At 67.8% G+C, this 23,753-nt stretch carries 24 protein-coding genes, 1 tRNA gene and 1 pseudogene; 15 read left to right on the top strand and 11 right to left on the bottom strand.

The genetic code is table 11. The features are described 5' to 3' along the window. Nucleotides 1-10: 10 nt before the first annotated feature. Nucleotides 11-925 carry an LLM class flavin-dependent oxidoreductase gene (locus tag DMH03_RS10255; RefSeq protein ID WP_125791789.1) on the bottom strand — a complete coding sequence of 305 codons (915 nt, stop codon included), beginning with the start codon at nucleotides 923-925 and terminating at the stop codon, nucleotides 11-13. A gap of 86 nt (nucleotides 926-1,011) precedes the next feature. Between DMH03_RS10255 and DMH03_RS10250 the strand changes: the two genes are divergently transcribed. Continuing rightward, nucleotides 1,012-1,776 (top strand): helix-turn-helix transcriptional regulator, encoded by a 765-nt coding sequence (locus DMH03_RS10250; RefSeq protein WP_125791788.1) that lies wholly within the window; start codon nucleotides 1,012-1,014, stop codon nucleotides 1,774-1,776. Here the strand turns inward: DMH03_RS10250 and DMH03_RS10245 are convergent. Next, nucleotides 1,703-2,332 carry a class I SAM-dependent methyltransferase gene (locus DMH03_RS10245; protein WP_125791787.1) on the bottom strand — a complete coding sequence of 210 codons (630 nt, stop codon included), beginning with the start codon at nucleotides 2,330-2,332 and terminating at the stop codon, nucleotides 1,703-1,705. The genes DMH03_RS10250 and DMH03_RS10245 overlap by 74 nt on opposite strands. A 131-nt stretch (nucleotides 2,333-2,463) precedes the next feature. Here DMH03_RS10245 and DMH03_RS10240 point away from each other — a divergent pair, with 131 nt between their 5' ends. Genes DMH03_RS10240 through DMH03_RS10230 form a run of 3 tightly spaced genes read left to right on the top strand, consistent with a single transcriptional unit; the run spans nucleotide 2,464 to nucleotide 5,495 of the window. Beyond that, on the top strand, nucleotides 2,464-3,630 hold the full coding sequence (locus DMH03_RS10240) for a sensor histidine kinase (RefSeq protein ID WP_125791786.1): 1,167 nt from the start codon (nucleotides 2,464-2,466) through the stop codon (nucleotides 3,628-3,630). After that, entirely contained in the window at nucleotides 3,627-4,289 is a 663-nt protein-coding gene (locus tag DMH03_RS10235; protein WP_125791785.1) for a response regulator transcription factor, read from the top strand. The genes DMH03_RS10240 and DMH03_RS10235 overlap by 4 nt, the downstream gene beginning before the upstream one ends. Before the next feature lie 21 nt (nucleotides 4,290-4,310). Next, a complete protein-coding gene (locus DMH03_RS10230; RefSeq protein WP_125791784.1) occupies nucleotides 4,311-5,495 on the top strand; it encodes a sorbosone dehydrogenase family protein in 1,185 nt (394 codons plus the stop codon). Between the two features lie 218 nt (nucleotides 5,496-5,713). Here DMH03_RS10230 and DMH03_RS42515 read toward each other — a convergent pair. Next, nucleotides 5,714-5,893: pseudogene (locus DMH03_RS42515) on the bottom strand (3-oxoacyl-ACP reductase); the annotation flags it as partial. Between the two features lie 82 nt (nucleotides 5,894-5,975). Between DMH03_RS42515 and DMH03_RS10220 the strand changes: the two are divergent. Together DMH03_RS10220 and DMH03_RS10215 are read left to right on the top strand one after the other, a co-directional pair. Beyond that, the gene (locus tag DMH03_RS10220) at nucleotides 5,976-6,497 is read left to right on the top strand and encodes an isochorismatase family protein (protein ID WP_125791783.1); all 522 of its coding nucleotides are present in this window, start codon (nucleotides 5,976-5,978) and stop codon (nucleotides 6,495-6,497) included. Between the two features lie 2 nt (nucleotides 6,498-6,499). Continuing rightward, nucleotides 6,500-6,892: an NUDIX domain-containing protein gene (locus DMH03_RS10215; protein ID WP_125791782.1), complete on the top strand. Its 393-nt coding sequence runs from the start codon at nucleotides 6,500-6,502 to the stop codon at nucleotides 6,890-6,892. A gap of 6 nt (nucleotides 6,893-6,898) precedes the next feature. On the opposite strand, the gene DMH03_RS10210 is transcribed toward DMH03_RS10215, so the two are convergent. The 3 genes from DMH03_RS10210 to DMH03_RS10200 form a co-directional block, all read right to left on the bottom strand. Further along, the gene (locus tag DMH03_RS10210; protein WP_125791781.1) at nucleotides 6,899-7,540 is read right to left on the bottom strand and encodes a hypothetical protein; all 642 of its coding nucleotides are present in this window, start codon (nucleotides 7,538-7,540) and stop codon (nucleotides 6,899-6,901) included. Nucleotides 7,541-7,613: 73 nt separating this feature from the next. Further along, nucleotides 7,614-8,207, bottom strand: a complete 594-nt coding sequence (locus tag DMH03_RS10205) for a TetR/AcrR family transcriptional regulator (protein WP_125792861.1) — start codon at nucleotides 8,205-8,207, stop codon at nucleotides 7,614-7,616. Between the two features lie 98 nt (nucleotides 8,208-8,305). Next, entirely contained in the window at nucleotides 8,306-9,256 is a 951-nt protein-coding gene (locus tag DMH03_RS10200; RefSeq protein WP_125791780.1) for a fatty acid desaturase, read from the bottom strand. A 174-nt stretch (nucleotides 9,257-9,430) separates the two neighbouring features. On the opposite strand from DMH03_RS10200, the gene DMH03_RS10195 reads away from it, so the two are divergent. The 5 genes from DMH03_RS10195 to DMH03_RS10175 all read left to right on the top strand — a co-directional run bounded on the left by DMH03_RS10195 (nucleotide 9,431) and on the right by DMH03_RS10175 (nucleotide 14,807). Next, a tRNA-Gln gene (locus DMH03_RS10195) sits at nucleotides 9,431-9,502 on the top strand. 43 nt (nucleotides 9,503-9,545) lie between these two features. Then, complete coding sequence (locus DMH03_RS10190; RefSeq protein WP_125791779.1) at nucleotides 9,546-11,294, top strand: diguanylate cyclase; 1,749 nt, start codon at nucleotides 9,546-9,548, stop codon at nucleotides 11,292-11,294. Nucleotides 11,295-11,338: 44 nt separating this feature from the next. Further along, entirely contained in the window at nucleotides 11,339-12,826 is a 1,488-nt protein-coding gene (gene glmU, locus DMH03_RS10185; protein WP_125791778.1) for a bifunctional UDP-N-acetylglucosamine diphosphorylase/glucosamine-1-phosphate N-acetyltransferase GlmU, read from the top strand. After that, nucleotides 12,823-13,803, top strand: a complete 981-nt coding sequence (locus tag DMH03_RS10180; protein WP_125782513.1) for a ribose-phosphate diphosphokinase — start codon at nucleotides 12,823-12,825, stop codon at nucleotides 13,801-13,803. The genes glmU and DMH03_RS10180 overlap by 4 nt, the downstream gene beginning before the upstream one ends. Before the next feature lie 128 nt (nucleotides 13,804-13,931). After that, nucleotides 13,932-14,807, top strand: coding sequence for a TIGR03621 family F420-dependent LLM class oxidoreductase (locus DMH03_RS10175; RefSeq protein WP_125791777.1), 876 nt, complete (start codon nucleotides 13,932-13,934; stop codon nucleotides 14,805-14,807). On the opposite strand, the gene DMH03_RS10170 is transcribed toward DMH03_RS10175, so the two are convergent. Further along, the gene (locus tag DMH03_RS10170) at nucleotides 14,801-15,418 is read right to left on the bottom strand and encodes an NAD(P)-dependent oxidoreductase (RefSeq protein WP_125791776.1); all 618 of its coding nucleotides are present in this window, start codon (nucleotides 15,416-15,418) and stop codon (nucleotides 14,801-14,803) included. The genes DMH03_RS10175 and DMH03_RS10170 overlap by 7 nt on opposite strands. 97 nt (nucleotides 15,419-15,515) lie before the next feature. Further along, nucleotides 15,516-16,637 (bottom strand): hypothetical protein, encoded by a 1,122-nt coding sequence (locus DMH03_RS10165; RefSeq protein WP_125791775.1) that lies wholly within the window; start codon nucleotides 16,635-16,637, stop codon nucleotides 15,516-15,518. Nucleotides 16,638-16,978: 341 nt separating this feature from the next. Between DMH03_RS10165 and DMH03_RS10160 the strand changes: the two genes are divergently transcribed. The 4 genes from DMH03_RS10160 (at nucleotide 16,979) to DMH03_RS10145 (ending at nucleotide 19,045) form a co-directional block, all read left to right on the top strand. Beyond that, on the top strand, nucleotides 16,979-17,590 hold the full coding sequence (locus tag DMH03_RS10160) for a 50S ribosomal protein L25/general stress protein Ctc (protein WP_125791774.1): 612 nt from the start codon (nucleotides 16,979-16,981) through the stop codon (nucleotides 17,588-17,590). A gap of 10 nt (nucleotides 17,591-17,600) precedes the next feature. Continuing rightward, a complete protein-coding gene (gene pth, locus DMH03_RS10155) occupies nucleotides 17,601-18,197 on the top strand; it encodes an aminoacyl-tRNA hydrolase (RefSeq protein ID WP_125791773.1) in 597 nt (198 codons plus the stop codon). 159 nt (nucleotides 18,198-18,356) lie between these two features. Further along, a complete protein-coding gene (locus DMH03_RS10150) occupies nucleotides 18,357-18,716 on the top strand; it encodes a DivIVA domain-containing protein (RefSeq protein ID WP_125791772.1) in 360 nt (119 codons plus the stop codon). Further along, nucleotides 18,716-19,045 (top strand): DivIVA domain-containing protein, encoded by a 330-nt coding sequence (locus DMH03_RS10145; RefSeq protein WP_125791771.1) that lies wholly within the window; start codon nucleotides 18,716-18,718, stop codon nucleotides 19,043-19,045. Before DMH03_RS10150 ends, DMH03_RS10145 begins: the two co-directional genes overlap by 1 nt. A gap of 61 nt (nucleotides 19,046-19,106) precedes the next feature. Here DMH03_RS10145 and DMH03_RS10140 read toward each other — a convergent pair whose 3' ends face one another. From DMH03_RS10140 to DMH03_RS10130, 3 genes are all read right to left on the bottom strand, one after another. Next, a complete protein-coding gene (locus DMH03_RS10140; protein WP_125791770.1) occupies nucleotides 19,107-20,798 on the bottom strand; it encodes a fatty acyl-AMP ligase in 1,692 nt (563 codons plus the stop codon). 51 nt (nucleotides 20,799-20,849) lie between these two features. Continuing rightward, nucleotides 20,850-22,625, bottom strand: a complete 1,776-nt coding sequence (locus DMH03_RS10135; protein WP_125791769.1) for an ABC-F family ATP-binding cassette domain-containing protein — start codon at nucleotides 22,623-22,625, stop codon at nucleotides 20,850-20,852. Nucleotides 22,626-22,692: 67 nt separating this feature from the next. Next, nucleotides 22,693-23,658, bottom strand: coding sequence for a 4-(cytidine 5'-diphospho)-2-C-methyl-D-erythritol kinase (locus DMH03_RS10130; RefSeq protein ID WP_125791768.1), 966 nt, complete (start codon nucleotides 23,656-23,658; stop codon nucleotides 22,693-22,695). Nucleotides 23,659-23,753 lie beyond the last annotated feature (95 nt).

The raw sequence follows: 23,753 nt of genomic DNA, 5'->3' as shown, positions 1-23,753 counted from the left end.
CGCCGCGCGATTACCTCGGCAGTGCGCCGGCCACCTTCGGGAGCTGCTCGTCGAACTCGGCCGGTTCCTGCGTCGCGACGCGAATCAGGACGTGTTCGGCGCCCGCGTCCTGGTATTCGCGCAACCTGTCGGCGACTTGCTCGGCGCTCCCGGCGATCTGCACTTGGATCTTCTCGACGAAGTCCAGCGGAACGCCGTAATTCCGCTGTGCGTAGTCCTCCAGCCGCTCGCGTGCCCTGATCGGGTCGTTCTCGATGAGCACTGTCGCGAACAACGCGGGCGTCACGGGGCGGACGGCCGTTTCGCGGATCTTCGCGAGGCCGTCGACGTAGTCCGCGACGTCGGGCGGATACGGCAACCAGCCGTCGTAGAGCCGTCCCGCGCGGTCCAGCGCGCCCGGCGTGAACGCGGCCAGCCAGACGGGCGGGCCACCGGGGCGGTGTGGCTTCGGATACTCCGGAAGCGTGTCGTAGTGCAGGACCTCGCCGTGGAACGGGCCGCTCTTCCCGCTCCAGACGTGCCGCCACAACGCGACGATGTCGTCGAGCCGGGCGCGGCGGCGTTCCCACGGAACGCGGGTGAACGCGAATTCGGGTTCGCTGCGGCCCGCGAACCCGGCGCCGACGCCGAGCGTGATCCGGCCCTGGCTGAGCAGGTCGAGCGAGAGGATCGCGTTCGCGGAAAGGACCGGATCCCGCAACGCCGGGAGCAGCGCGGCGGTGCCGAGGGTGACCCGTTCCGTTCTGGCGGCGAACGCGCCGAGCAACGTCAACGGATCGATGGGTGCCTTCGCGAGGGTGTCGCCGACCCAGACCGAATCGAAACCGAGGCGTTCGGCTTCGACCGCGACGGCGACCATTTCCGGCGCGGTGCGCCCGGCGTCGAGGATGGACCGATAGGTGGGGACGACCAGACCGAATTTCATGCCGGAAGCATCGCCGCGGCGGGGAATCGTCTCAATTCCTTCGAGGGAATGGCCGAGCCGCGCACGACTCGGCCAAGATGACGACCATGGTTTCCGGATTCGGCCCCGCGCTCCGGGGCTGGCGCGAGCGGCGGCGGTTGTCCCAGCTGGAACTGGCGCTACGGGCCGGAACCACTCAGCGGCACGTGAGTTTCCTGGAGGGCGGCCGGTCGATCCCCGGCCGAGGGCTGGTGCTGCGCGTCGCCGAATCGCTCGAACTCCCGCTCCGGGAACGCAACGGCCTGCTGCTCGCGGCCGGCTTCGCGGCCGGTTTCCCCGAAACGGAACTGGACGATCCCAGGTTGAAGCCGGTCCTCGACGGTATGCGGCGGCTACTCGACGGGCACCGGCCGTACCCGGCCATCGTCGTCGACCGCTACGGCGTGCTCGTCGCCCGCAACGACGCGCTCGACCTGCTCTTCGAGGACGTGGCGCCGGAGCTGCTGGAGGAACCGGTCAACACCCTGCGGCTCGCGCTCCATCCGAAGGGGATGGCGCCGCGGGTGCTGAACCTCGCGGATTGGGCGCGGCACATCCTGGAACGGTTGACGCAGGAGATCGCGCACGCGCCCGACGAGCGGCTCACCGCGTTGCTGGCCGAACTCGAAAGTTACGTTCCGGAGCCGGGACCACCCGGCCCGGACCATCTCGGGTTCGCCGTGCCGATGCGCCTGTCCACATCGGCGGGTGAACTGCGGCTGATCACGGCCATCACGACGTTCGCGACCGCGGCCGACGTCACGGTGTCGGAATTGAAACTGGAGACGTTCCTTCCCGCCGACGCCGAGACGGCCGCGATCCTGACGCGCTGACCGGCAGCGCCGCGCGGTGCACGAACGCGGGCGGCAGGTTCGGCCAGACGACCGGCGAGCGCCCGGTCACCGCGAACCGGTCACGCAGCGCGGCGGCGAATCGCCTGCCCGGCGGTGCCCACGCCGCGTGCGCGTAGGCGAAGGTCGTGAACCGCCCGTTCGGGACCAATATCCCGGTCACCTGGTCGAGGATCCGTTCCTGGCGTTCCGCCGTCATGACCGTCCACGGCAGACCGGAAACCACGACGTCGGCGGCGTCGCGCACGTATTCGCCCAAGTTCTCGGCGGTCCCCTGGACGATCTCGGCCTCCGGATACCGCTCCCGCAGGTTCCCGGCGAGCCGGGGATTGATCTCGACGGCGACCAGCCGGGCGCCCGGCGGCAGCCGGCTGAGGACCGCCCCGGTGAACACGCCCGTCCCAGGACCCAGTTCGACGACGAGCCGGGCGTTTTCCAGCCCGAGGCCCGTCGTCATGGCTTCGGCCAGTTTCGGGGAGCTGGCCGCGACGGCCCCGGTGAGCATCGGATGGCGGAGGAATTCCCTGGTGATCGACATGATCCCGACGCTAGGAACGGGTTCCGTGGCCCCGCGTCGGCCGCGACGTCCGGCCCCGTCCTCCCGCGGGAGGACGCCGGGGGTACCCCAGGACGACGCGCTCGGCCACCCGCCGCGGTTACGTTCGGGAAGTGCTCAGGCTGTCCGAGCGGATCCGCGCCCACCCATGGGTGACCGACCTGCCGCTCTTCGCATGGTTCGTCTTCCTCGTGCCGACGGGTTCGTCGCCGGTCCCCAAGGCGATCCTGCTCGTGCCGTATCTCTTCCTCGTGCCGCTTCTCTGGCGGCGGCGCCATCCCGAGATCGCCGCGGTGCTGATCGTCACGGGCGTGACCGCGCAGTACCTCGTGGAGTTCTGGGCCTACGACCGCGGCCGCGGCGAACTGGCGATGGCCGTCGCGCTGTACACGCTGGTCCGCACGGGGAACCGCCGGTTCGCCGCGGCGATCGCCGTCGTCATCGTCTCCCTCGACGTCGGCTGGGGCCTCACTTGGGGAGCCACCACCGAACAGGGACCGGAGATCGCGATCTTCGCGACGATCCCGCTGCACGTCGCGGCCTGGGCCCTCGGTGAATTCTTCCGCGCGCGCCAACGTCTTTCGGACGAGGAGGCGGTGAAGGCGGAGCTGGCCGCCTCCGAGCAGGACGCCCGCGCGCGGGCCGCGGTCGCCGAAGAGCGCACCCGCATCGCACGGGAACTGCACGACGTCCTCGCGCACAGCGTGAGTGTCATCGTGATCAACGCCGAAGGCGCGAAACTCATGCGCCACAAGGATCCCGAAGCGGTCGACCGCACGCTCGACACGATCGGCAAAGCGGGTCGCGACGCGCTGGCCGAATTGCGCCGGCTCCTGGAGGTCCTCCATGCGGGCGAAACCGCTCGAAGTCCTCAACCCGCCGTCGCTGAACTTCGCGAACTGGTCGAGCAGGTGAGCGCGACGGGCCGCGAAGTCGGCCTGCGGGTTACCGGTGACGCCGGCGGGCTGCCGCCCAGCGCCGCGCTCCAGGCGTATCGAATAGTCCAGGAAGCACTGACGAACATGATCAAACACGCGCCCGGCGACGCGAGCGGAACCGTCGAAATCGATTTCAGCGGGGAAGGCCCGCGCCGGGACGTCCGGATCCAGGTGACGAACACCGGGGGGTCCGATCCGCCCGCGCCGCGGCTGCCGTCTTCGGGGCGGGGCCTGGCGGGGATGGCGCAGCGGGTCGAGATGTTCCACGGGACGCTCGACACCGGGCCGACCCGTGACGGCGGTTACCGGGTGGCCGCGAGTCTGGTGGTGGAGGCGGGATGACATCCGCGGTGAAGGTGCTGATCTGCGACGACCAGGAACTGGTCCGCGTCGGGATGGGCATGATCGTCACGAGCCAGGATGACCTGACCGTCGCGGGCGAGGCGGCCAACGGGGCCGAGGCGGTGGAAACCGCCCTGAAACTGCGGCCCGACCTGGTCCTGATGGACGTCCGGATGCCGGTGCTCGACGGCGTCGCGGCGACGGAGCGGATCTGCGCGGCTCTGCCCGGGACGAGGGTCCTGATGATCACCACCTTCGACCTCGACGAATACGCGTACGCGGCGTTGCGTGCCGGTGCCAGCGGGTTCCTGGTCAAGGATGCTCCGGCCGAAGAAATCCTCGTCGCGATCCGAGGTGTGCTTCGCGGGGATTCGATGATCTCGCCTTCGGTCACGAAACGCCTGCTGGACCGCTATCTGGACGCTGCCCTCGACGGCGGCGAAAGCAAGCGGCTGGAGAAGCTGACCGAACGTGAGAAGGACGTCCTCGCGCTCATCGCGCGCGGGCTGGCGAACAGCGAAATCGCGTCGAAGCTCTATATCGGCGAGACGACGGTGAAAACCCACGTCGGCCGGATTCTCGCGAAACTCTCCCTGCGCGACCGGGTGCACGCGGTCGTGTTCGCCTACGAAAGCGGTTTGGTGCGCGCGGGCGGTTGAGCACGGTGGCATGCTGATGTCATGCGCACAACCGCCGTCGTCGCGTTCGCGTCCCTGTCCTTGCTGGTCACAGCCTGTTCCGGGGCATCGAGCGAACCGGTGCAGAGCGCCCCGCCGGTCACCTCGAAGCCCGCCGTGACGTCGCTGAAGGTCGAGCAGGTGACGGCCGGCCTCGAACACGGCTGGGACGTCGGCTTCCTGCCGGACGGGAAGATCCTCGTCACCCAGCGCCCCGGGAAGCTGGCACTGGTCGACGGCGGCACGAAGCGCGACGTCGCCGCCGACTTCTCCGACGTCCACGTACGCGGCGAAGGCGGTCTGATGGGGATGGTGATCAGCAAGGATTTCGCGACTTCGCGCGAATTCATCACCTGCCAGACCCATAAGGAGGGTGACAAGGCCGTCGACATCCGGCTGGTCACCTGGCGGCTTTCCGACGACGGCGCGAGCGCCACGAAGGTGAAGGACCTGCTGACCGGGCTGCCGGTGAACTCCAGCGGCAGGCATTCGGGCTGCCGTCCCGCGTTCGGAGCGGACGGCGCGCTGCTCGTCGGCACCGGCGACACGGCCCGCCCGCAGCACCCGCAGGACCGGACGAGTCTCGGCGGCAAGGTGCTGCGAATCGACGCGAAGACCGGGAACGCGTTGCCGGACAACCCGTTCATCTCGTCGGCGAATCCGAACGAGCAGCGCGTGTTCACCTTCGGGCACCGCAACGTCCAGGGCGTCACGGTGCGGCCGGGCTCCGGGCAGGTGTTCACCGCCGAGCACGGGCCGACCATCGACGACGAGGTCAACCTGGAACGCGCGGGCGCGAATTACGGCTGGGACCCGTCGAAGGGCGGCACCGAGACCAGCTACGACGAGAGCGTGCCGATGACCGACAAGCAACGCTTCCCGGACGCCGTCAGTCCTTTGTGGACGACGGGCGAGATCACCGAAGCCATCTGCGGCGCGGAATTCCTCACCGGATCGCAGTGGGGCCCGCTCGAAGGCTCGCTCGCCGTGACCGCGTTGAAGGGGCAGAAGCTCCTGCTGTTCCGCCTTGACGACACCGGCAAGGTCACCGAAGTGACGCTGCCGCCGGAGTTCGACGACAAGTTCGGCAGGCTCCGCGCCGTTCGCAGCGGCCCGGACGGCGCGCTCTACATCACCACTTCGGAAGGTGAGGACGACAAGCTGCTCCGCGTCACCCCTGGCGCCTAGGCCGTGTCCTGCAAGTCATGTCCGCGGTCTTCGCGCCCAGGCGGTCCCTGACGGCACGGGCGATCCAGCCGACGACCGCGCTGTGGACTGGGGCCGGGTGGGCCGGCCCGGAGGCGATAGCAAAGGTCCTTTGCTCTCCCCCTCCTGGTGACGGTGTGGTTTCGGGTCATCCAACGCACCAAAATCCACACAGTCAGGTATGGACCTGACAGCGAGTGCGTGTTGCCGATCAGCCATGCCCGGCGCTCGCCGGAGAGCTTGCCCTGGAAGAACTCGGTGTCGCCGGCCAGTCCCGGCGCGACGATGTCCGCGGTGATCCCCCGCGGCCCGAATTCCCTTGCCACGTCGACGTTCGACGCTTCCAGCGCGGCCTTGGCGGCACCGTAGGAACCGGCTCCGGCCGTGCCGTTCCGCCGCCGGTGACCACGACTTCCCTGTGCTTCCTCATATCTCCAGCAGAGGGACACTAGGCTTCCTCGCATGACGAAGATCGACCCGGCGACGACCGCGCTCGTCCTGATCGACCTCCAGACGCGGATCGTCGCACTCGAGACTGTCCCGATCGAAGGCACCGAAGTCGTGTCGAACGCCGTCCTGCTGCGTGACGCCTTCAGCGCGGCCGGTTCCCCGATCGTCCACGTGCGGGCGCACCGGCCGGGCGTCGACGAGCAGCCGCCCGGCAGTGAACTGGTCGCCGAGCTGACGCCTCGCGAAGGCGAGCACCTGATCACCAAGCACACGATCGGCGCGTTCTACCGCACCGGACTCGACGAACTCCTGCGCGGACTCGGCGTGAAGACGCTGGTGCTCGCCGGGATCGCCACGGAGTACGGCGTCGAATCGACGCTGCGCGCCGCGATCGACCATGTCTACGAGACCATCGCCGTTTCGGACGCGATGGCGGGCATCGCCGCGATCTCCCACGAATCCGCGCTCACGAAAGTGTTCCCGCGGCTGGGCGAAGTGCTCACGACCGCCGAAACCGCCGCGGCACTGGGCTGAACATGATCGACAAGATCGCTTGGCTGTACCTGCGAGACGGCCGGATCCTGACCGCCCGCTCGCGCGGCAAGTCCGTGTTCTACCTGCCCGGCGGGAAACGCGAACCCGGCGAAAGCGACGCCGAGACGCTGATCCGGGAAATCCGGGAGGAACTGACCGTCGAGATCGACCCGGCGAGCATCGCACCCGCGGGAGTCTTCGAGGCACAGGCCGATGGCCACGCGTCCGGCCTCGTGGTCCGGACGACCTGCTACACGGCCGAATTCAGCGGAACTGTCGCGGCCAGCAGCGAAATCGAGGAACTCGCGTGGCTGGACTACGAAGACAGGGACCGGCTCTCCGCGGTGGGCAAGATCATCTTCGACCACCTGCGGGAGACCGGCCTCCTGCGCTGACGACCGCTACTTGAGCTTGTCCAGGCACAGCACGCGCTCCTGCGAAAGCCCAGGCCCGACCCTGCGCCAGGTGAGCTTCGCGTCGGTGGACGGCACCTGCGCACAAGTGTCGTCCCCGTAAGCGACCGCGGACTTCTTCTCGACTGCGAGCACCTTGTAACCGGCCACAGCACAGTCGACCTTCGCGAGCTTCTTCGCCTCGACCGCGTCGCCGGGAAGGCAGTCACCGACGACCGGCGCCCGCTGACCAGGGTTCTTGAGGTCTTCCAAGCACAGCAGCACACCTTCGGTGGACGCCTGCTTCCCCTGGAAGAGATAAGCATCGACGTCGGAGTATTCGTCGCAATACATGCCACCCGTGACGCGAACCTCGATTTCCGACCTGCCGTCCTGTTTGCCGACGACTTCGAAGTTCGCTTCCGGTGTTCCGCATTCGGCGTTCTTGACGCCGACCGCGTTGTTGATGTCACCTTTGAGGCAGGTACCGACTTCGACACTCGGCGCGGTGACCGGCTCCGCGCGGGGACCCCGGGCGAGGACAAAGGCCAGGACGATGAGGCCGATGGCGCCGAGGATGACGACGGGGATGATCCACGTCTTCTTCTGCGGCACCATCTGTTCCACGGCGGGAGCGGGATAGTTTTCCATGGTGGCCCCCCAGCTGAATGATCTTTATGGGGGACCTAGCGCTCACCGGCCGGTAAACGTTACTGCCAGGATCTCAGTACAGCCGCAGCTTCGGTTTGTGTTCCAAATTGGACAGACCGTTCCAGGCGAGGTTGACCAGATGCGCGGCGACCTCGTCCCGCTTCGGCTTCCGGGCGTCGAGCCACCATTGCCCGGTCAACGCGACCATGCCGACGAGCGCCTGCGCGTACAGCGCGGCCAGCTTCTCGTCGTAACCCCGCGCGGCGAACTGCTGCGCGAGGATGTGCTCGACCTGGCTGGCGATGTCGTTCAGCACCGTGGAAAACGTGCCCGTCGAACTCGCGACCGGCGAATCCCGGACGAGGATGCGGAAGCCGTCGTGCGAATCTTCGACATAGGAGAGCAACGCGATCGCCGCCTGCTCCAGCATCACCCTCGGGTGCCCGCCGTGGAGCGTGGAGATCATCCGGTCGAGCAGCAGCTGGGTCTCGCGGTCGACGACGACGGCGTAGATGCCTTCCTTGCCGCCGAAATGCTCGTACACCACCGGTTTGGAGACGTTCGCGCGGTGCGCGATCTCCTCGATGGATGTGCCTTCGAAACCCTTCTCCGCGAAAAGGGCCCTGGCGACGTTGAGCAGCTGCTGCCTGCGCTCGGTCCCCGTCATCCGCACCCGGGCCACCGGGGCGACAGGACGCGCCCCGGTGACCGCTTCACGTTTGGTCCGCCTTCTCCCCGCCATCGCAGAAGACTAACGCGACCTCGCTATTTGCTTTCAGTGGCGATGCGCGCGAGGCGCTGCGGGGTCGGCCAGCGCACGTCATAGGCCCAGCCGAACTTCTCGAAGATCCAAATGAGCCGCGCGGAAATGTCGATCTGGCCGCGCTGCACACCGTGCCGTGCCGAGGTCGGGTCGGCGTGGTGCAGGTTGTGCCACGACTCGCCGAAGGAGAAGATCGCCAGCGGCCAGAAGTTGGCCGACTTGTCACGGGCGGCGAACGGGCGCTCGCCGATCATGTGGCAGACCGAGTTCACCGACCAGGTCACGTGGTGCAGCACGCAGACGCGCACCAGACCGGCCCAGAAGAACGCGGTCACCGCGCCCCAGAACGACCAGGTGATCAGTCCACCGAGGATCGCGGGCAGCACCAGGGTGAGCAGGCTCCACAGCCAGAACAGGTCGTCGACCTTCTTGATGGCCGGGTCCTTCACCAGGTCCGGCGCGAAGCGCTCCGCGTTGGTCTGGTCGCGCTCGAACAGCCAGCCCATGTGCGCGTGCCAGAAACCCTTGGCGATGGCGACCGGTGTCGTCCCGAACAGCCACGGCGAATGCGGGTCGCCGTCGCGGTCGGAGAAGGCGTGGTGGCGCCGGTGGTCGGCGACCCAGGTGATCACGGGGCCCTGGACGGCCATGCTGCCGGCGATCGCCATCGCGACGCGCAGCCACGGCTTGGCCTTGAACGAGCCGTGCGTGAAGTAGCGGTGATACGAAACGGTGATACCGAGTCCGCTGATCGCGTAGAAGACCACGAAGAGGCCGACGTCGACCCAGGTCAGTCCCCAGCCCCAGGCGAACGGGACGGCCGCGAGCAGTGCGGCGAGCGGGAAGATGACCCCGAGGTAGACCGAGAGCTGAACGCCGCTCGATCGATGTCCTTCGATTACCGGCTTGGGGCCCTTCGCGGGCTTCTGGGAACGGTCCAGGGTAGCCGTCATGCAGTCACTTCTTTTCTATGCGCAACCCTCGAGGTTTTCCCTAAGGGTGACCTTACCTACGATGCCGTAAGTTACGGTACAGGAGGTTTCGTCCCCTGTGGAGTGCCCGCGAAGGTGAGGCAACCCCCGGGCGCACGCGGGCGTCTCCGGCATGGCTATCCTGACCAGGATCGATCCGCCGTAGTGTAATCGGCAGCACTTCAGATTTTGGTTCTGACAGTTCAGGTTCGAATCCTGGCGGCGGAGCAGACGAACAGATGACCAGCGGCGTTTTCAACGGTGGGGGTGTGTGCGGCTGACCGAGGACGCGACGACCAGCAGCAGGCGGCCGGCGCTTGCGGAGATGTCCGACGCCTGGCTTCATGGTCGCGCGCGCGAACTCGGTGCGGCCATCCAGCGCGTCAGCTTCACCGAACAGCTGGACATCATCACCAGCCTCGACGAACTCCTCGACGAGACACAGCGCCGCGGCGAACCTCTCCTGGTCGCCCAGCTACTGCGCTACTCGGCGGCCGCCAGGCTGGTCACCCGTGGTCTCGCCGCCGAAGCCGAACCCAGGCTCGACGAGATGCTCGCGCACACCAGACGGCACGGTCTCGCGCTGATGCGCGCCGACGCGCACGCGATGCGCGGCCGCCGCCTGGTGATCGCCAAACAGGAGGACGCCGCCCTCACCGAGATCGCCAGGGCGCTGGCCATCCTCGACGACTCCGCCGTCCCAGACCGCCAGATCGGCAGGCGCAACTGGGACCGGATGCTGTCCACGACCCTCGTCGACTGCTGGCTGGTGCTGAACCAGCTGGGCGTCTACGAAGCGGCCGAGGAGGCCATCGCCCGCGCCGCGCAGGCGATCCGCGACAGCGCGAGCCCGCACGAGATCGCGCTCCAGCTGATCAACCGGGTCAAGATGCTGCTGGGCTGGGGCCTGCGGCTCGAACGCATCGAGCGCTACGACGAGGGAGCGGACAAGTTCCGCACCGCGGCGTCGATGGCGCAGGCAGCCGAAGGCCCGTTCACCGAGTCACTGTTCCCCCGCAAGGCCGGGGTGCCCGCGATCGACCAGGTCGGCGTACTCGCCGCGGCGGCCGCGCTGGCGTCGCCCGATTCGTCCCATATCGACCGGTTGAGCTCGCTGCTGCATCCGGAACTGGTGTTCCCGCACGAACGCGAGATCATCGCCATCGCGCTGGCCCGCTGCCTGGACAACGAGGGCCGCCGCGAAGACGCGCTGCAGGTACTCAAAGACGTTCGCGAGGACAACGAGGACGGCTCGCTGCCGTCGATGCGGTTGAACCTCGCCCGCGAGCTCGCCAGGCTCGACACCACCCCGGACTACGCGTCCGGGGCGAGCCAGTCGCTGATCGACTACGCGACCATCCTCGAAACGGAGATGTGGTCGCTGCGGGAATCGCAGATCGCCACGCTCAACGCGCGCCGGGAGCACGAACGCCTGTCCGCCGAGCACGGCGCGATCACCCAGCAGGCGTTGCAGGACCCGCTCACCGGGCTGCCGAACCGGCGCGCGCTCGACGAAAAGCTGCGTTCGCTGGCGTCGTCCGCCGACGCCCAGCCGCTCGCGGTCGCGCTGGTCGACCTCGACGGCTTCAAGGACGTCAACGACAAGCAGTCGCACGCCGAGGGCGACAACGTGCTCCGTGTCATCGCGAGCACGCTGCGCGACGCCCTCCGCGGCGACGATGTGGTCGCCCGCTACGGAGGAGACGAGTTCATCGTGCTTCTACCTGGGGCTCCGGCGTCGGCGGCGAAGCAGGCGCTCGGTCGTTCTGTGAATGCCGTCGCATCTCTGCCGCACCATCTTTCGCACGGTGTCACCCTCTCCGTCGGGCTGGTTTCCCTTCGGCCGCAGGAGCGGGCCGAACAGGTCCTCGCACGTGCCGACGCGGCCATGTACCAGGCGAAACGCGGCGGCGGGAACCAGGTTTCGTCGGTGAACTCGATGGCCATCGATCCGGCGACCGGATGGCCCGGTGAGGATGCTCCGACCGACCCCGCGTGGGACGCCGAGCAGCCCACGTAGGATCAATGCCCGACAACCACCGTTGGTGAAATGTTGGGAGTGCCGTGACCGGCCCGCTGAGCACGTTGATCCTCGCCGCGGGTGAGGGCACCCGCATGCGCTCGTCCACCCCGAAGGTGCTGCACCCGATCGCCGGCCGTCCCTTGGTCGAGCACGCGGTCCGGGCCGCCGCGGGACTGAGCCCGGACCATCTGGTCGTGGTCATCGGCCACGGTCGCGACTCGGTCGGCGCGCGGCTGGCGAAGGTCGGCGAGGCCCGCGGCCGCGAGGTCGTCACGGCCGTCCAGGAGGAACAAAAGGGCACCGGGCACGCCGTCTCGTGCGCGCTCTCCGCACTGCCCGCCGGACTGACCGGCACCGTCGTCGTCAGCTACGGCGACGTCCCGCTGCTCGACACCGAAACGCTGTCTTCCCTGGTCGCCGAGCACACCTCCACCGGAAACGCGGTCACCGTGCTGACCGCGGTCGTCGAGAACCCGACCGGCTACGGCCGGATCGTCCGCGACGAGAACGGCGTCGTCACCTCGATCGTCGAGCAGAAGGACGCCACCCCCGAACAGCACGAAATCGCCGAAATCAATTCCGGCGTCTACGCCTTCGACGCCTCGATCCTGGTCGACGGGCTTTCGAGGCTCTCGACGGACAACGCGCAGGGCGAGCTCTACCTCACCGACGTCCTCGGCATCGCCCGCGGCGACGGCAAGGGCGTCGGCGGGCTGGTCATCGACGACCCGTGGGTGACCGAAGGCGTCAACGACCGCGTGCAGCTCTCCGTCCTCGGCGCCGAACTGAACCGCCGGATCGTCCGCGGCTGGCAGCGGGCGGGCGTCACCGTCGTCGACCCGGCGAGCACTTGGATCGACGCGGGCGTGACCCTGTCGCGCGACGTCGTCATCGAGCCCGGCGTGCAGCTGAAGGGCTCGACGTCGGTCGGCGAGGGCGCGCAGATCGGCCCGGACAGCACCCTGGAGAACGTATCCGTCGGCGCGGGGGCGTCGGTCGTGCGGACGCACGGTTCCGATTCGGAATTGGGCGACGGCGTGAAGGTCGGCCCGTTCACCTACCTGCGACCCGGTTCCAAACTGGGGACCAAGGGCAAACTCGGCGCGTTCGTCGAAACGAAGAACGCCGACATCGGCGCCGGCACGAAGGTTCCGCACCTGACCTACGTCGGCGACGCGACCATCGGCGAGAACAGCAACATCGGGTGTTCCAGTGTCTTCGTCAACTACGACGGCGTGAACAAGCACCACACCACGATCGGCTCCCATGTGCGGCTCGGCGCGGACAACACGTTCGTCGCCCCGGTGACCATCGGCGACGGCGCCTACAGTGGGGCAGGCACCGTGATCAGGCAAGATGTGCCCCCGGGCGCGCTCGCCGTGTCCACCGGGCCGCAGCGCAACATCGAAGACTGGGTGTCCCGGCGCAGGCCGGGCACACCCGCGGCGGAAGCAGCTTCCGCCGCGAAGCAGGACACCACCGCCGTGTCCGATTCGAATAAGGGAAACGACGGGGAGTCGCCAGCATGAGCTCGAAGTCCGGTACACCGAAGAAGAACCTGATGCTCTTCTCCGGGCGCGCACACCCGGGACTCGCGGAGGAGGTCGCCAAGCACCTCAACGTGTCGGTCGTTCCGCAGACCGCGCACAACTTCGCCAACGGGGAGATCTTCGTCCGGTTCAACGAATCGGTGCGCGGGACCGACGCGTTCGTGATCCAGAGCCACCCGGCGCCCATCAACGAGTGGGTGATGGAGCAGCTGATCATGGTGGACGCCCTCAAGCGCGCGAGCGCCAAGCGGATCACCGTGATCATGCCGTTCTACCCGTACGCGCGGCAGGACAAGAAGCACAAGGGCCGCGAGCCGATCTCCGCGCGCCTGATCGCGGACCTGTTCAAGACCGCGGGTGCCGACCGGATCATGACGGTCGACCTGCACACCGCGCAGATCCAGGGTTTCTTCGACGGCCCCGTCGACCACCTGCTCGCGCAAAACGTGCTGGCCGCGCACATCAACAAGACCTACCAGGACGAGAACATCACCGTCGTCTCGCCGGACTCGGGCCGGGTGCGGCTCGCCGAGAAGTGGGCGGCCCAGCTGGGTGACCGGCCGATCGCCTTCATCCACAAGACCCGCGACCCGGACAAGCCGAACCAGGCCGTCGCCAACCGCGTCGTCGGCAAGGTCCGCGGTCAGCTGTGCGTGCTGATCGACGACATGATCGACACCGGCGGCACGATCGTGAAGGCCACCGAGGCCCTGCTCGACGAAGGCGCGGCCGACGTCGTCATCGCCTCGACCCACGGCATCCTGTCCGACCCCGCCACCGAGCGGCTGTCGAACTGCAAGGCGCGCGAGGTGATCGTCACCAACACGCTGCCGATCCCGGAGGAGAAGCGGTTCCCGGGCCTGACCGTGCTGTCCATCGCGCCGCTGCTGGCGCAGGCCATCCAGCAGGTCTTCGAAGACGGGTCGGTCACGTCCCTCTTCGACGGCAACGCCTGACCCATCGCAGCAAGGGACCTTTGCTATCGCTCTCTCCCGGAGAGTGACAGCAAAGGTCCCTTGCTTCGTTTTCGGCTTCTCGCGAAACGGGGCGCGCCCGGGCACCCGGCGTGACTAGGTTGCCGTTCATGGGGAAATTCAAATTCGGCGTGAACCTGTGGGGCGCCGAGAACCGCGAAGACTGGGTCGCGAAGTGCCGTCGCGTCGAGGCCCTCGGACTCGATGTCATCTCCGTGCCCGATCATCTCGGGCCGGGACGGAACGCGCCTTTCCCGGCGTTGACCATGGCCGCCGCCGTGACCCAACGACCACGCGTCGGCACTCTCGTCACCAATATGGCCTTCTACAATGCCGCGCTCTTCGCACGCGAAGTCGTCACGACGGTGAAGATGACGGGCGGCAGGCTGGATCTCGGCCTCGGCTCCGGCCACATGAAATCGGAATTCGACAGTGCCGGCCTGCCGTGGATCCCGGCCAAGGAACGGATCGAGCACCTCGCCGAAAGCCTGGATCACCTGCGCGAACACTTCACCGGCGAAGGAGTCAAGCCCCCGCCGCTGCTCCTCGCGGGCAACAGCGACGGCGTGCTCTCCCTCGCCGCCCGCGAAGCCGACATCGCCGGCTTCGCGGGCCTTCGTCAAGCGCCGGGAAAGCCGCCGGGCACCTTCCGTCTCGACGACGCCGATCGCATGGACGAACGCGTCGCCTTTTTCCGCTCGCACACGAACGGCCGGACTCCCGAACTGAACATGCTCGTCCAGCGGGTCGTGATCACGGACGACCGGCGCGCGGCCGCCGAGGCCTGGCGTGAAGAGGTCAAAGACCAGGACGACCTCGACGTCGACACTCTCCTCGAAACGCCTCAGTTGCTTTTCGGCACCGTCGCCGAGATCGTCCGGCAGCTCCAGGAGCGTCGCGAGCGGTACGGCTTCTCCTACATCACGGTGTTCGAGCCGATGCTGGAAACGTTCGCGCCGGTCGTGAAGGAACTGTCCGGTCAGTAAGCGACGCAGAAACGCTGACGGCGGTGTTCCGGCTTGTCGATCTCGTCGACGAACGCGATCGCGTAGTCGGCACCGCCGATCTTCGAACCGCCGTTCTCGTCGGTGAGGAGCACGTCGCCGCCGAGCCGGAACTCGCCGGTCCGCTCACCCTCGGCCCACGCGCCGAACTCCGCGGCCGGGCTGACGTAGAACCAGTCGACATCCTCGGGAAGCTTCCGGAACGCTTCCAGCACCTCGGCGTGCGCTCCGGCTTCACCCTTGTACTCGTCCGGGAACTCGGGGGTGTCGATCAGTCGCGGCCCACCCTCGGCCACGTGCAGGCTGCCCGCTCCGCCGACCACGCCGATGCGCGCGCCGTTGTCCTTCGCGACCTGGGCGATCGAGGGCACCGCGTCGAGCAGGCCGCTCTGCCCATGCACCGCGATGACCAGGACGTCGGCGCCCTTGGCGACATCGGCGAGGAAGGCCTCGTCGTACAGCGACCCGGCCCGGGTCCCCTCACCTTCGGCGTTCCTCGACACCGCCAGGACCTCGTGACCGCGGCTGCGAGCCTCCTCCGCGATCTTCCCGCCCGCGTATCCGGTTCCTCCGAAAACAACCAACTTCGCCATTCGCGTTTCTCCCTTTTCATCGGCGACCACGCCGATGTTAAGAACGCGAGCTCGGCTACTTCAACGTATGCAACGCACCCCGAGGTGAGTGTGCAGGTCAGCCACCCAGCGTGGCGAACTCGGACTTGAGCTTTTCGCGAACGCCGTTGACGTCGACCGGTACCCGGACTTCGCCGCGGGCCGACGGCTTCGCCTGGACCTGGTAGCTGGCGTTCCGATTCGGCAGCTTGAACTTGACCTCGCAGGTCATGCTCGTCGTGGTGTCCGGTGCCGCGTCGGCGGCCGCCGTGCAGGACTGCGCGCCGAGGGACTGCGCGGTGAAGTCGACGGTCAGCGTCAGGTGCACGGGCGTCCCGCTCACGCCGCCGATGACGGTGTTGGCGACGTCGATGGTCGCCCGGCAGCTTCCGACGAAGTCCGTGCAGTCCAGCTTGTCGTTGACGACGCTGACGTTGACCTGGCTGAGCGCGTCGAACGGCTGCCCGATCCCGCCGACCGCGGCGTCCAGATCGGTCTGGAGTTTTTTGAGCGCGTCCCCCGCGAGCGGCTCGACCCGCATCTCGGCACCGAGCGTCTTGCCGCCCGCCGCCGCGACGAGGGAAGGCGCGAAACTGACGACGCGGTGCGGCGCCGCGGCGGTCACCCGCAGTGCCCCGAGCCCGCTACCGACGTCGTAGACCTCGGTCCCGTCCGGCAACTTCGACCGGACCGGATCGGTCAGCGGGTTCATCCCGGCCACCGCGGTCCGGAGTGTCGACGCGGCCTTGCGCGGGTTGAGCACCTCGACGGCGTTCACCGGCAGGTCCGAGCTGTCCGTGCGCACCCAGCCGGTGCCGTACACGTCGCTGTTGCCGAGCCCGTGCGCCTTCCAGTACTCCGGGGTCGCCGAGACGTACAGCTGCTTGTCCGCCGAGATGACCTGAATGGCCTTGCCGTCGACCGGAAGCGCACCGTGCGCGCTTCCGTTACGAGTGATCCGGAACTGCAGTTCGGAAGGTTGACCCGAAGCGTCCTTGATTGTCGACTTGTAGACAACGGCCGGTGCCTGTTCGAGTGCCTTCAGCGCGCTCTCGACAGCGCCGCGCTGCTCGGCACGCCGGTCCACCCGCTGTTGCTCGGCCGGCGAGATCCCCGCCGCGCCGTCGATCGCGACGTCGCAACCGGCCACGAGGCAGCACAGGGCGACGATCGCGCCGATCCTCGACCGTCGTGCCGGCATACCGCCCCCTTTGTTCTCGAGTGCGAGGAGATCACACCTTAGAAAAGGGGTCACGCACCACCGCATCCGCGGGTTCCCGAAGCAGCTGTCACCGAGTTGTCACCTGAACGAGCCACCCGGCGGGACCCCCACACGACCGGTTGGTCTACACTTTCCCGGTCTCGGCGAGGCGGGTTCCGTGAGCACCTGGTGCCCGACGTGATCGACGCGGCGGCTTGAGTGGCCACACGCGGTCGAGCACGCCTGTGGAATTCGCCGCCGAACACCAGAACCGCCCCGAACCATCCCCACCTCAGCATGATTTCGCTGAACATGTTGGTGAATTGAAGGAGTGCTACACCGTGTCCGAGGTACGCCTGTCCGTCGAGCCCCGCACCGAATTCGGCAAGGGTGCCGCGCGCCGTACGCGTCGCGCCGGCAAGATCCCCGCGGTGCTGTACGGGCACGGCTCGGAACCGCGCCACTACGCCCTGCCCGCCATCGAGTTCGCCCGCGTCGTGCGTGAGAACGGCAGCAACGCCGTCATCACCCTCGACCTCGAGGGCAAGAGCGAGCTGGCGCTGACGAAGACCATCGTCGTCCACCCGCTGAAGAACTACATCGAGCACGTCGACCTGCTGGTCGTCATCCGCGGCGAGAAGGTCACGGTCGACATCCCCGTCGTCGTCACCGGCACCCCCGGCCCTGGCACCCTGGTCACCACCGACCTCGACGCCATCCAGATCGAGGTCGAGGCGCTGCACATCCCCGAGCAGGTCGAGGTCTCGGTCGAGGGCGTCGTCGCCGGCACCCAGATCAACGCCTCGGACGTCGTCCTGCCGAAGGGCGCCTCGCTGGTCACCGACCCCGATGCGCTGGTCGTCGCCGTGAACGAGTCGCCGTCCGAGTCCGCGCTCGAGGGCGACGAGGGCGCCGGCGAGGCGGCCGAGACCTCCTCCGAGGACGCCGAATAAAGTCACTGGTGTGACCGAAGCAGTACTTCCCGGGGCCGGCGAGCAGATCCTGCTCGCCGGCCTTGGCAATCCCGGCCCCCAATACGCGGGCAACAGGCACAACGTCGGCTTCATGGTGCTCGACGAGCTCGCCCACCGCGTCGGCGGCAAGTTCAAGGCCCACAAGAGCGGCGCCGAAGTCCTCGAAGGCAGGCTCGCCGGGCAGCGAGTGGTCCTGGCCAAGCCGCGCTCGTACATGAACCTCTCGGGCGGCCCTGTCGTGGGCGCGGCCCGGTTCTACAAGATCCCCCCGCCCGGTGTCGTGGTCGTTCACGACGAGCTGGACGTCGACTTCGGTGCGCTCAAGATGAAACTGGGCGGCGGCGACAACGGTCACAACGGTCTCCGCTCGATCACCAAATCTCTCGGCACGAAGGACTACTACCGTGTCCGTTTCGGTGTCGGCCGCCCTCCGGGACGGCAGGATCCGGCGGATTTCGTGCTGAAAGACTTCTCGACGGTCGAACGCAAAGAGCTCGCTTTCGAGATCGATCGTTGCGCCGACGCCGTTGAAGCGCTTATCAGCACCGGTCTCGCCGCGGCCCAGAACACCTTCCACGCTGGGTGAAACCGCTCACATGGCGGTGCGTTACAACTCGTCACTCGAAGGCGTTTCACCACGCCCCTGATCGAGTCGTGGAATAGCGCGAGCCCTTCCGGGGAACTCTCAAACCCGTTAGGACGGAATGCGGAGATCGCATTCCCCACCGAAACCGGAGAGAGTTTCATGTCGTTTACGGCCGAAGACATCACCGGCGCCACTTTCCCGAACGCCCCGATCGGGCGGCGCGGATACGCCAAACACGAGGTCGACGCGTTCCTGGAGCGGATCGCCGACACGATCTCGGACCGGGACGACCTGACGGCCGCCGAGGTCCACCACGTCATGTTCTCGCGCCCGTTGATCGGCAAGCGCGGCTACGACGAACGCGAAGTCGACGATTTCCTCGACAAGGTCGAAGAGCAGCTCGCCCATCGGACCGGCCAGCACGTACTCGGCGTGCCCGGCGCGCGTGGAGAGGACCAGGCGACCGCCGAACGTGCCGTTCCGGACCGCGGTCCCGTCGAGTTCCTGCGGGAACGCTAGTGCCCGTAACCGCGTTCGAGGCCAGAACCCGGCAGTTCGACCGGGCACCGATCGGCGCCCGGGGCTATCACGAACCGGCGGTCGACGCGTTCCTCGAGCGGGTCGCGGCGACTCTCGACGGCGAGGACGACTTGTCGGTTTCGGATGTCCACAACGTGGCGTTCGCCAAAGCACCGCTTTCGAAACGAGGCTACGACCCGACGGCCGTCGATGCGTTCCTCCGGGACGTCGAGGGAACGCTGGCCGGACTGTCCCAGTCGGCCGGCTACTACATCGCGCCCGCCTTGGAGCACACCCACACCCGCAAGCCGCCCTGGCGACGCCGCTGACCACCGGGAGGTGCTGCGAAAGGGCCGGGCCCGCGATATACGCGGACCCGGCCCTTTCGTGTCAGCTGGTCGCCGCGTTCTTGGCGATCTTGTCCGCGAACTGGGTGGCGGTCGCGGCCCGCTTCACCTTGCCCGAGGGCGTCTTGGGCAGGCTTCCCGCCGGAAGCACCACGACCGCGTAGGGCCGCATGTCGACGGCGCCGCGCACCTTGGCCGCGACCTCCTTCGCCAGCGCCTTCTCCGTTTCCGGGTCTCCGGCGAGTTTCGATTCGACGACGACGGCGAACCGCTCCCGGCGGCTGCCGGCGTCGATCCGCACGGCCACGGCGTTCCCCGCCCGGACCCCCTCGACCGAGGTCGCCGCCCGTTCGATGTCGGTCGGGTACAGGTTCCGGCCGCCCATGATGATGACGTCCTTGCGACGGCCGCAGATCACGATCATGCCGTCGACCAGGTAACCGAGGTCGCCGGTGAGCAGCCAGCCGTTCTCGTCCTGTGTCGCGAGCGGGCCCTCCATGGTCAGATAGCCCGGCGTCACGGCCTCGCCGCGCAGGCGGATCTCCCCGACCTCGCGCTCGCCGAGCACGGTGCCCTTGTCGTCGACGATCTCGGCTTCGAGCCCGTCGAGCGGCGGCCCGAGCACCGCGAAGGACCGGACCTCATCGGTCCCGCGCCGCGGGTCGCCTTCGGGGACCGGCACCGCGCGGTTGTCCGCCTCGAGCGCATCGGCTTCGATGACGTCCAGTGTCAAACCGGTGAACAACGGCGCGAACGAAACCGCGAGAGTCGCCTCCGCCATGCCGTACGCCGGGAAAACGCACTCGGCGGGCATCTTGAACCTGGACCCCGCCTCGACGAACGTCTGCACGGCCGTCTCGTCGATCGGCTCGGCGCCGTTCAGCGCGATCCGCAGCTTCGAGAGGTCGTAAGCGTTGTCGTCCTCGACACGGGCCATGCGCCTGCCCACGATCGCGTAGGCGAAGTTCGGCGCGGCCGTGGTCGTGCCGTTGTACTTGCTGATCAGCTGCGGCCAGATCAACGGTCCCGACAGGAACTCGAGCGGCGTGATCTTGACGAGTTCGACACCGAACGTCATCGGGACCGTCAGGAAGCCGACCATCCCCATGTCGTGGAACGTGGGCAGCCACGAGACCATCACGTCGACGTCGAAATCGAACTCTGCGCGTTCGACCATCGCCTTGACGTTCGAATACAGGTTTCCGTAGGTGATCCGAACGGCCTTCGGGTCGGCCGTCGACCCACTGGTCAGCTGCAACAGCGCAGTGTCCGATTCGGCCGTCGGCACGGGCTCCGCCAGCGGTTCGGCCTCGAGCAGCTCGGTGATGACCTGGAAGGCGATGCCGTGCTCGGTGAGTATCGGCGCCAGCTGGTCGAACGGCTCACCGAGCAGAACCAGGCCGGATCCGATCATCCGCAGCACACGAACGGTGTCCTCGGCCCATTCGGCGAGGTCGGTGCGCTGCGTGGGCTGGTGCAGCATCGTCACGCTGCCACCGGCGAGCCATACCGCCTGAACCGTCGGCGCGATCAGCGACGGCGCCGCCGCCAGGACCGCCACCGCTTTGCCGGGCTCGAGCCCGGCCGTCACCAGACCGCCGGCGACCCGCTTGGCTTGCTCGTGAATCTCGGCCCACGTACGCCGAACCGGCTCTTTGGGCTCCCCGGTGACCATTCCCCGCTGCTGACCTCGCCCCGCCGCGGTGGCGACGAGCGTGTCCACGAACCGACTCATGCGCGTCACACTACTGTCCGCGCCGAAAGACGCGCTCGCCGTCGAGTGAACTCACTCCGCGGCTTCGGAGGTCTCCAGCCACTGGGCTTCGACCTCCTCCTTCTCCGTTTCGACGGCTTTCAGTTCGGTGTTCAGCTCGATGAGCTTCGACGGGTCGGTGGCCGCGCCGAGGAGTGCCGCATGCAGCTTTTCTTCCTTCGCGTGCAGCTGGTCGAGCTTGCGCTCGAGGCGGGACAGCTCCTTCTGCGCCGCCCGCTGTTCCGCGGCGCTCCTCTTGGGCCCGGAAGCCTGCCCGCTGCCCTGCTTCCGGTCGGCACCGGCCTTCTCGAGGCTCTTGGCGCGCCGGTTCAGGTACTCCTCGATCCCGCCAGGCAGATGCGTCACCTGCCCGTCCCCGAACAGGGCGACGATCGTGTCGCAGACGCGTTCCACCAGATACCGGTCGTGCGAAACGACGACGAGGCTGCCCGGCCACGAATCGAGCAGATCTTCCAGCTGTTGCAAAGTGTCGATATCGAGATCGTTCGTCGGTTCGTCGAGCAGCAGCACGTTGGGCTCGGCCATCAGCAGCCGGCACAGCTGGAGGCGTCGCCGTTCACCACCGGAAAGGTCTTCGACCGGCGTCCATTGCCTCGACGCGGGGAACCCCAGCTTTTCGGCCAGCTGTGAAGCGGTGAGCTCCTGCTTGCCGAACACGACCCGCCCCGAGATCTCTTCGATCGCCTGCAGCACGCGCAGATCACCCGGCAGATCGTCGAGCTCCTGCCGCAGATGCGCGAGGCTGACCGTCTTGCCTTGGATGCGCCGCCCTGTTTCGGGCTCGGTGTCACCGCCGAGCAGCTTGAGCAGTGTCGTCTTGCCGGACCCGTTGACGCCGACCAGACCGATCCGATCGCCGGGCCCGATCCGCCACGTGACGTGATCGAGCAAGGTGCGGTCGCCGCCGACGGTCAACGTGGCGTCCTCGATCTCCAGCACGGTCTTCCCCAGCCGGCGCCGGGCGAACGTCTGAAGTTCGACCGAATCCCGCGGCTCCGGCACGTCGGAGATCAAGGCTTCCGCCGCCTCGACGCGGTAGCGCGGCTTCGACGTCCTGGCCTGCGGGCCGCGACGCAGCCATGCGAGCTCTTTACGTGCCAGGTTCTGCCGCTTTTCCTCGGCCGTCGCCGCCAGCCTCGCCCGCTCGGCCCGCGCGAAGATCCAGTCCGCGTATCCGCCTTCGTACTGCTCGACGCGACCGTTGGCGACCTCCCAGGTCACACTCGCGACCGTGTCGAGGAACCACCGGTCGTGGGTGACGACCACGACCGCGATCCTGCGGTTGAGCAGGTGATCCGCGAGCCAGCGCACACCTTCGACGTCGAGATGGTTGGTGGGCTCGTCGAGCACGACGAGGTCCAGTTCACCGGTGAGGGCCGCTGCCAACGCGACGCGGCGCCGTTCGCCACCGGACAGGTTCGCCGTCGCCTTCTCGATTCCGAGAGCGGTGATTCCCAGACCATCCATAATGGACCTGACTCGCGCGTCAGCGGCCCACTCGTGCTCCGCGCCGTAGCGCTCCAGCACGACATCTCCGACCGTGCTGCCGTCGGGAAGTTCGGTCCGCTGGGTGACTACGGCCATCCGCAAGCCCCGGACTTGACTGACGCGCCCCGTATCCGGCTCGGCGATCCCCGCGAGGACCTCCAGCAGCGTCGTCTTCCCGCCCCCGTTGAGACCGACGACGCCGATACGCTGCCCCTCCGCCACACCGAGCGAAACACCGTCGAGCAGCGGGCGCACCCCGAAGGACTTGCTCACCGACTCCAGGTTGACCAAGTTGGCCATGCCTCAGCCGATCCTTTCCAAAAAGCTTGCAACACAACGAATTAGTCGGTGTCCATTTCGGACACCCTCATGCGTGCACCCGAGGCGGCGACGGGCGCGGCGCGTCATCTCCGCCGACCAGCCGGGCTCCGGGGACCGGCCCGTGTGCGACACGCACCGTGCGACAGACCCCCGCACCGGACAGCTCCGCGGCGACCTCGACAGCCGACTGCGCGTCCGCGCACAGAAAGGCACAGGTCGGCCCGGATCCGGACACGGTGCCGGCGAGCGCACCCGCGTTGACCCCGGCCCGCAACGTGCGCCGCAGTCCCGGACGCAACGAGACGGCGGCCGCCTGCAGGTCATTGCCGAGAAGCAACGCCAGCTGCCGCGGATCACCGGACGCCAGCGCCTCGACCACCGGAGTGTGCGAACCGATCCGAGGCGGGCTGCCCTCTTCACGCAACCTGTCCAGCTCGCCGAACACCCGCGGAGTCGAAAGACCACGCTGGTCGAACGCCAGAACCCAGTGGAACGTATGCCTCGACAAGACCGGCACCAGCTGCTCGCCTCGGCCGGTACCCAACGCCGTTCCACCGTAGAGCGCGAAAGGAACATCGCTGCCGAGCTTCGCGGCGATACCCGCCAGCTCGTCTCGGGAGATGTCGAGCTTCCAAAGCGACGCGAGGCCCACCAGGGTCGCGGCCGCGTCGGCGCTGCCACCGGCCATCCCGCCCGCTACCGGGATGCCTTTGCGCAGCACCACTCGGACCTTGGACTCGCCGTCCGCCTTGCCGACGTGGGCCGCCAGTGCCTGCGCCGCCTTCCAGGCGAGGTTGTTGGCCCCAGTCGGCACGGCACCTTCACCTTCGCCGTAAACCTCGACGCCTGGGTCTTCAGTGACCGCGACGGTCACCTCGTCGGTCAGGGAAAGCGCCTGGAACACGGTCACCAGCTCGTGGTAGCCATCCGGGCGTACGTCACCGACCGACAGGTGCAGGTTGACCTTGGCGGGGACCCTGACGGTCACTGGGGGCGGTACGACGGCGAGCACCAGTCAAGACTACGTGGCCGCTCCACTTGTGCTGTCACCAGGAGAAAAGAGAACGGGACGTGTCAGACACGAACGGGCCGCCCGGACAGCTTTCG

Source organism: Amycolatopsis sp. WAC 01376, from assembly GCF_003947415.1.
Lineage (GTDB): Bacteria > Actinomycetota > Actinomycetes > Mycobacteriales > Pseudonocardiaceae > Amycolatopsis.
The sequence above is the reverse complement of the archived record's forward strand: the minus strand, read 5'-3'. Positions and strand labels throughout refer to the sequence as shown.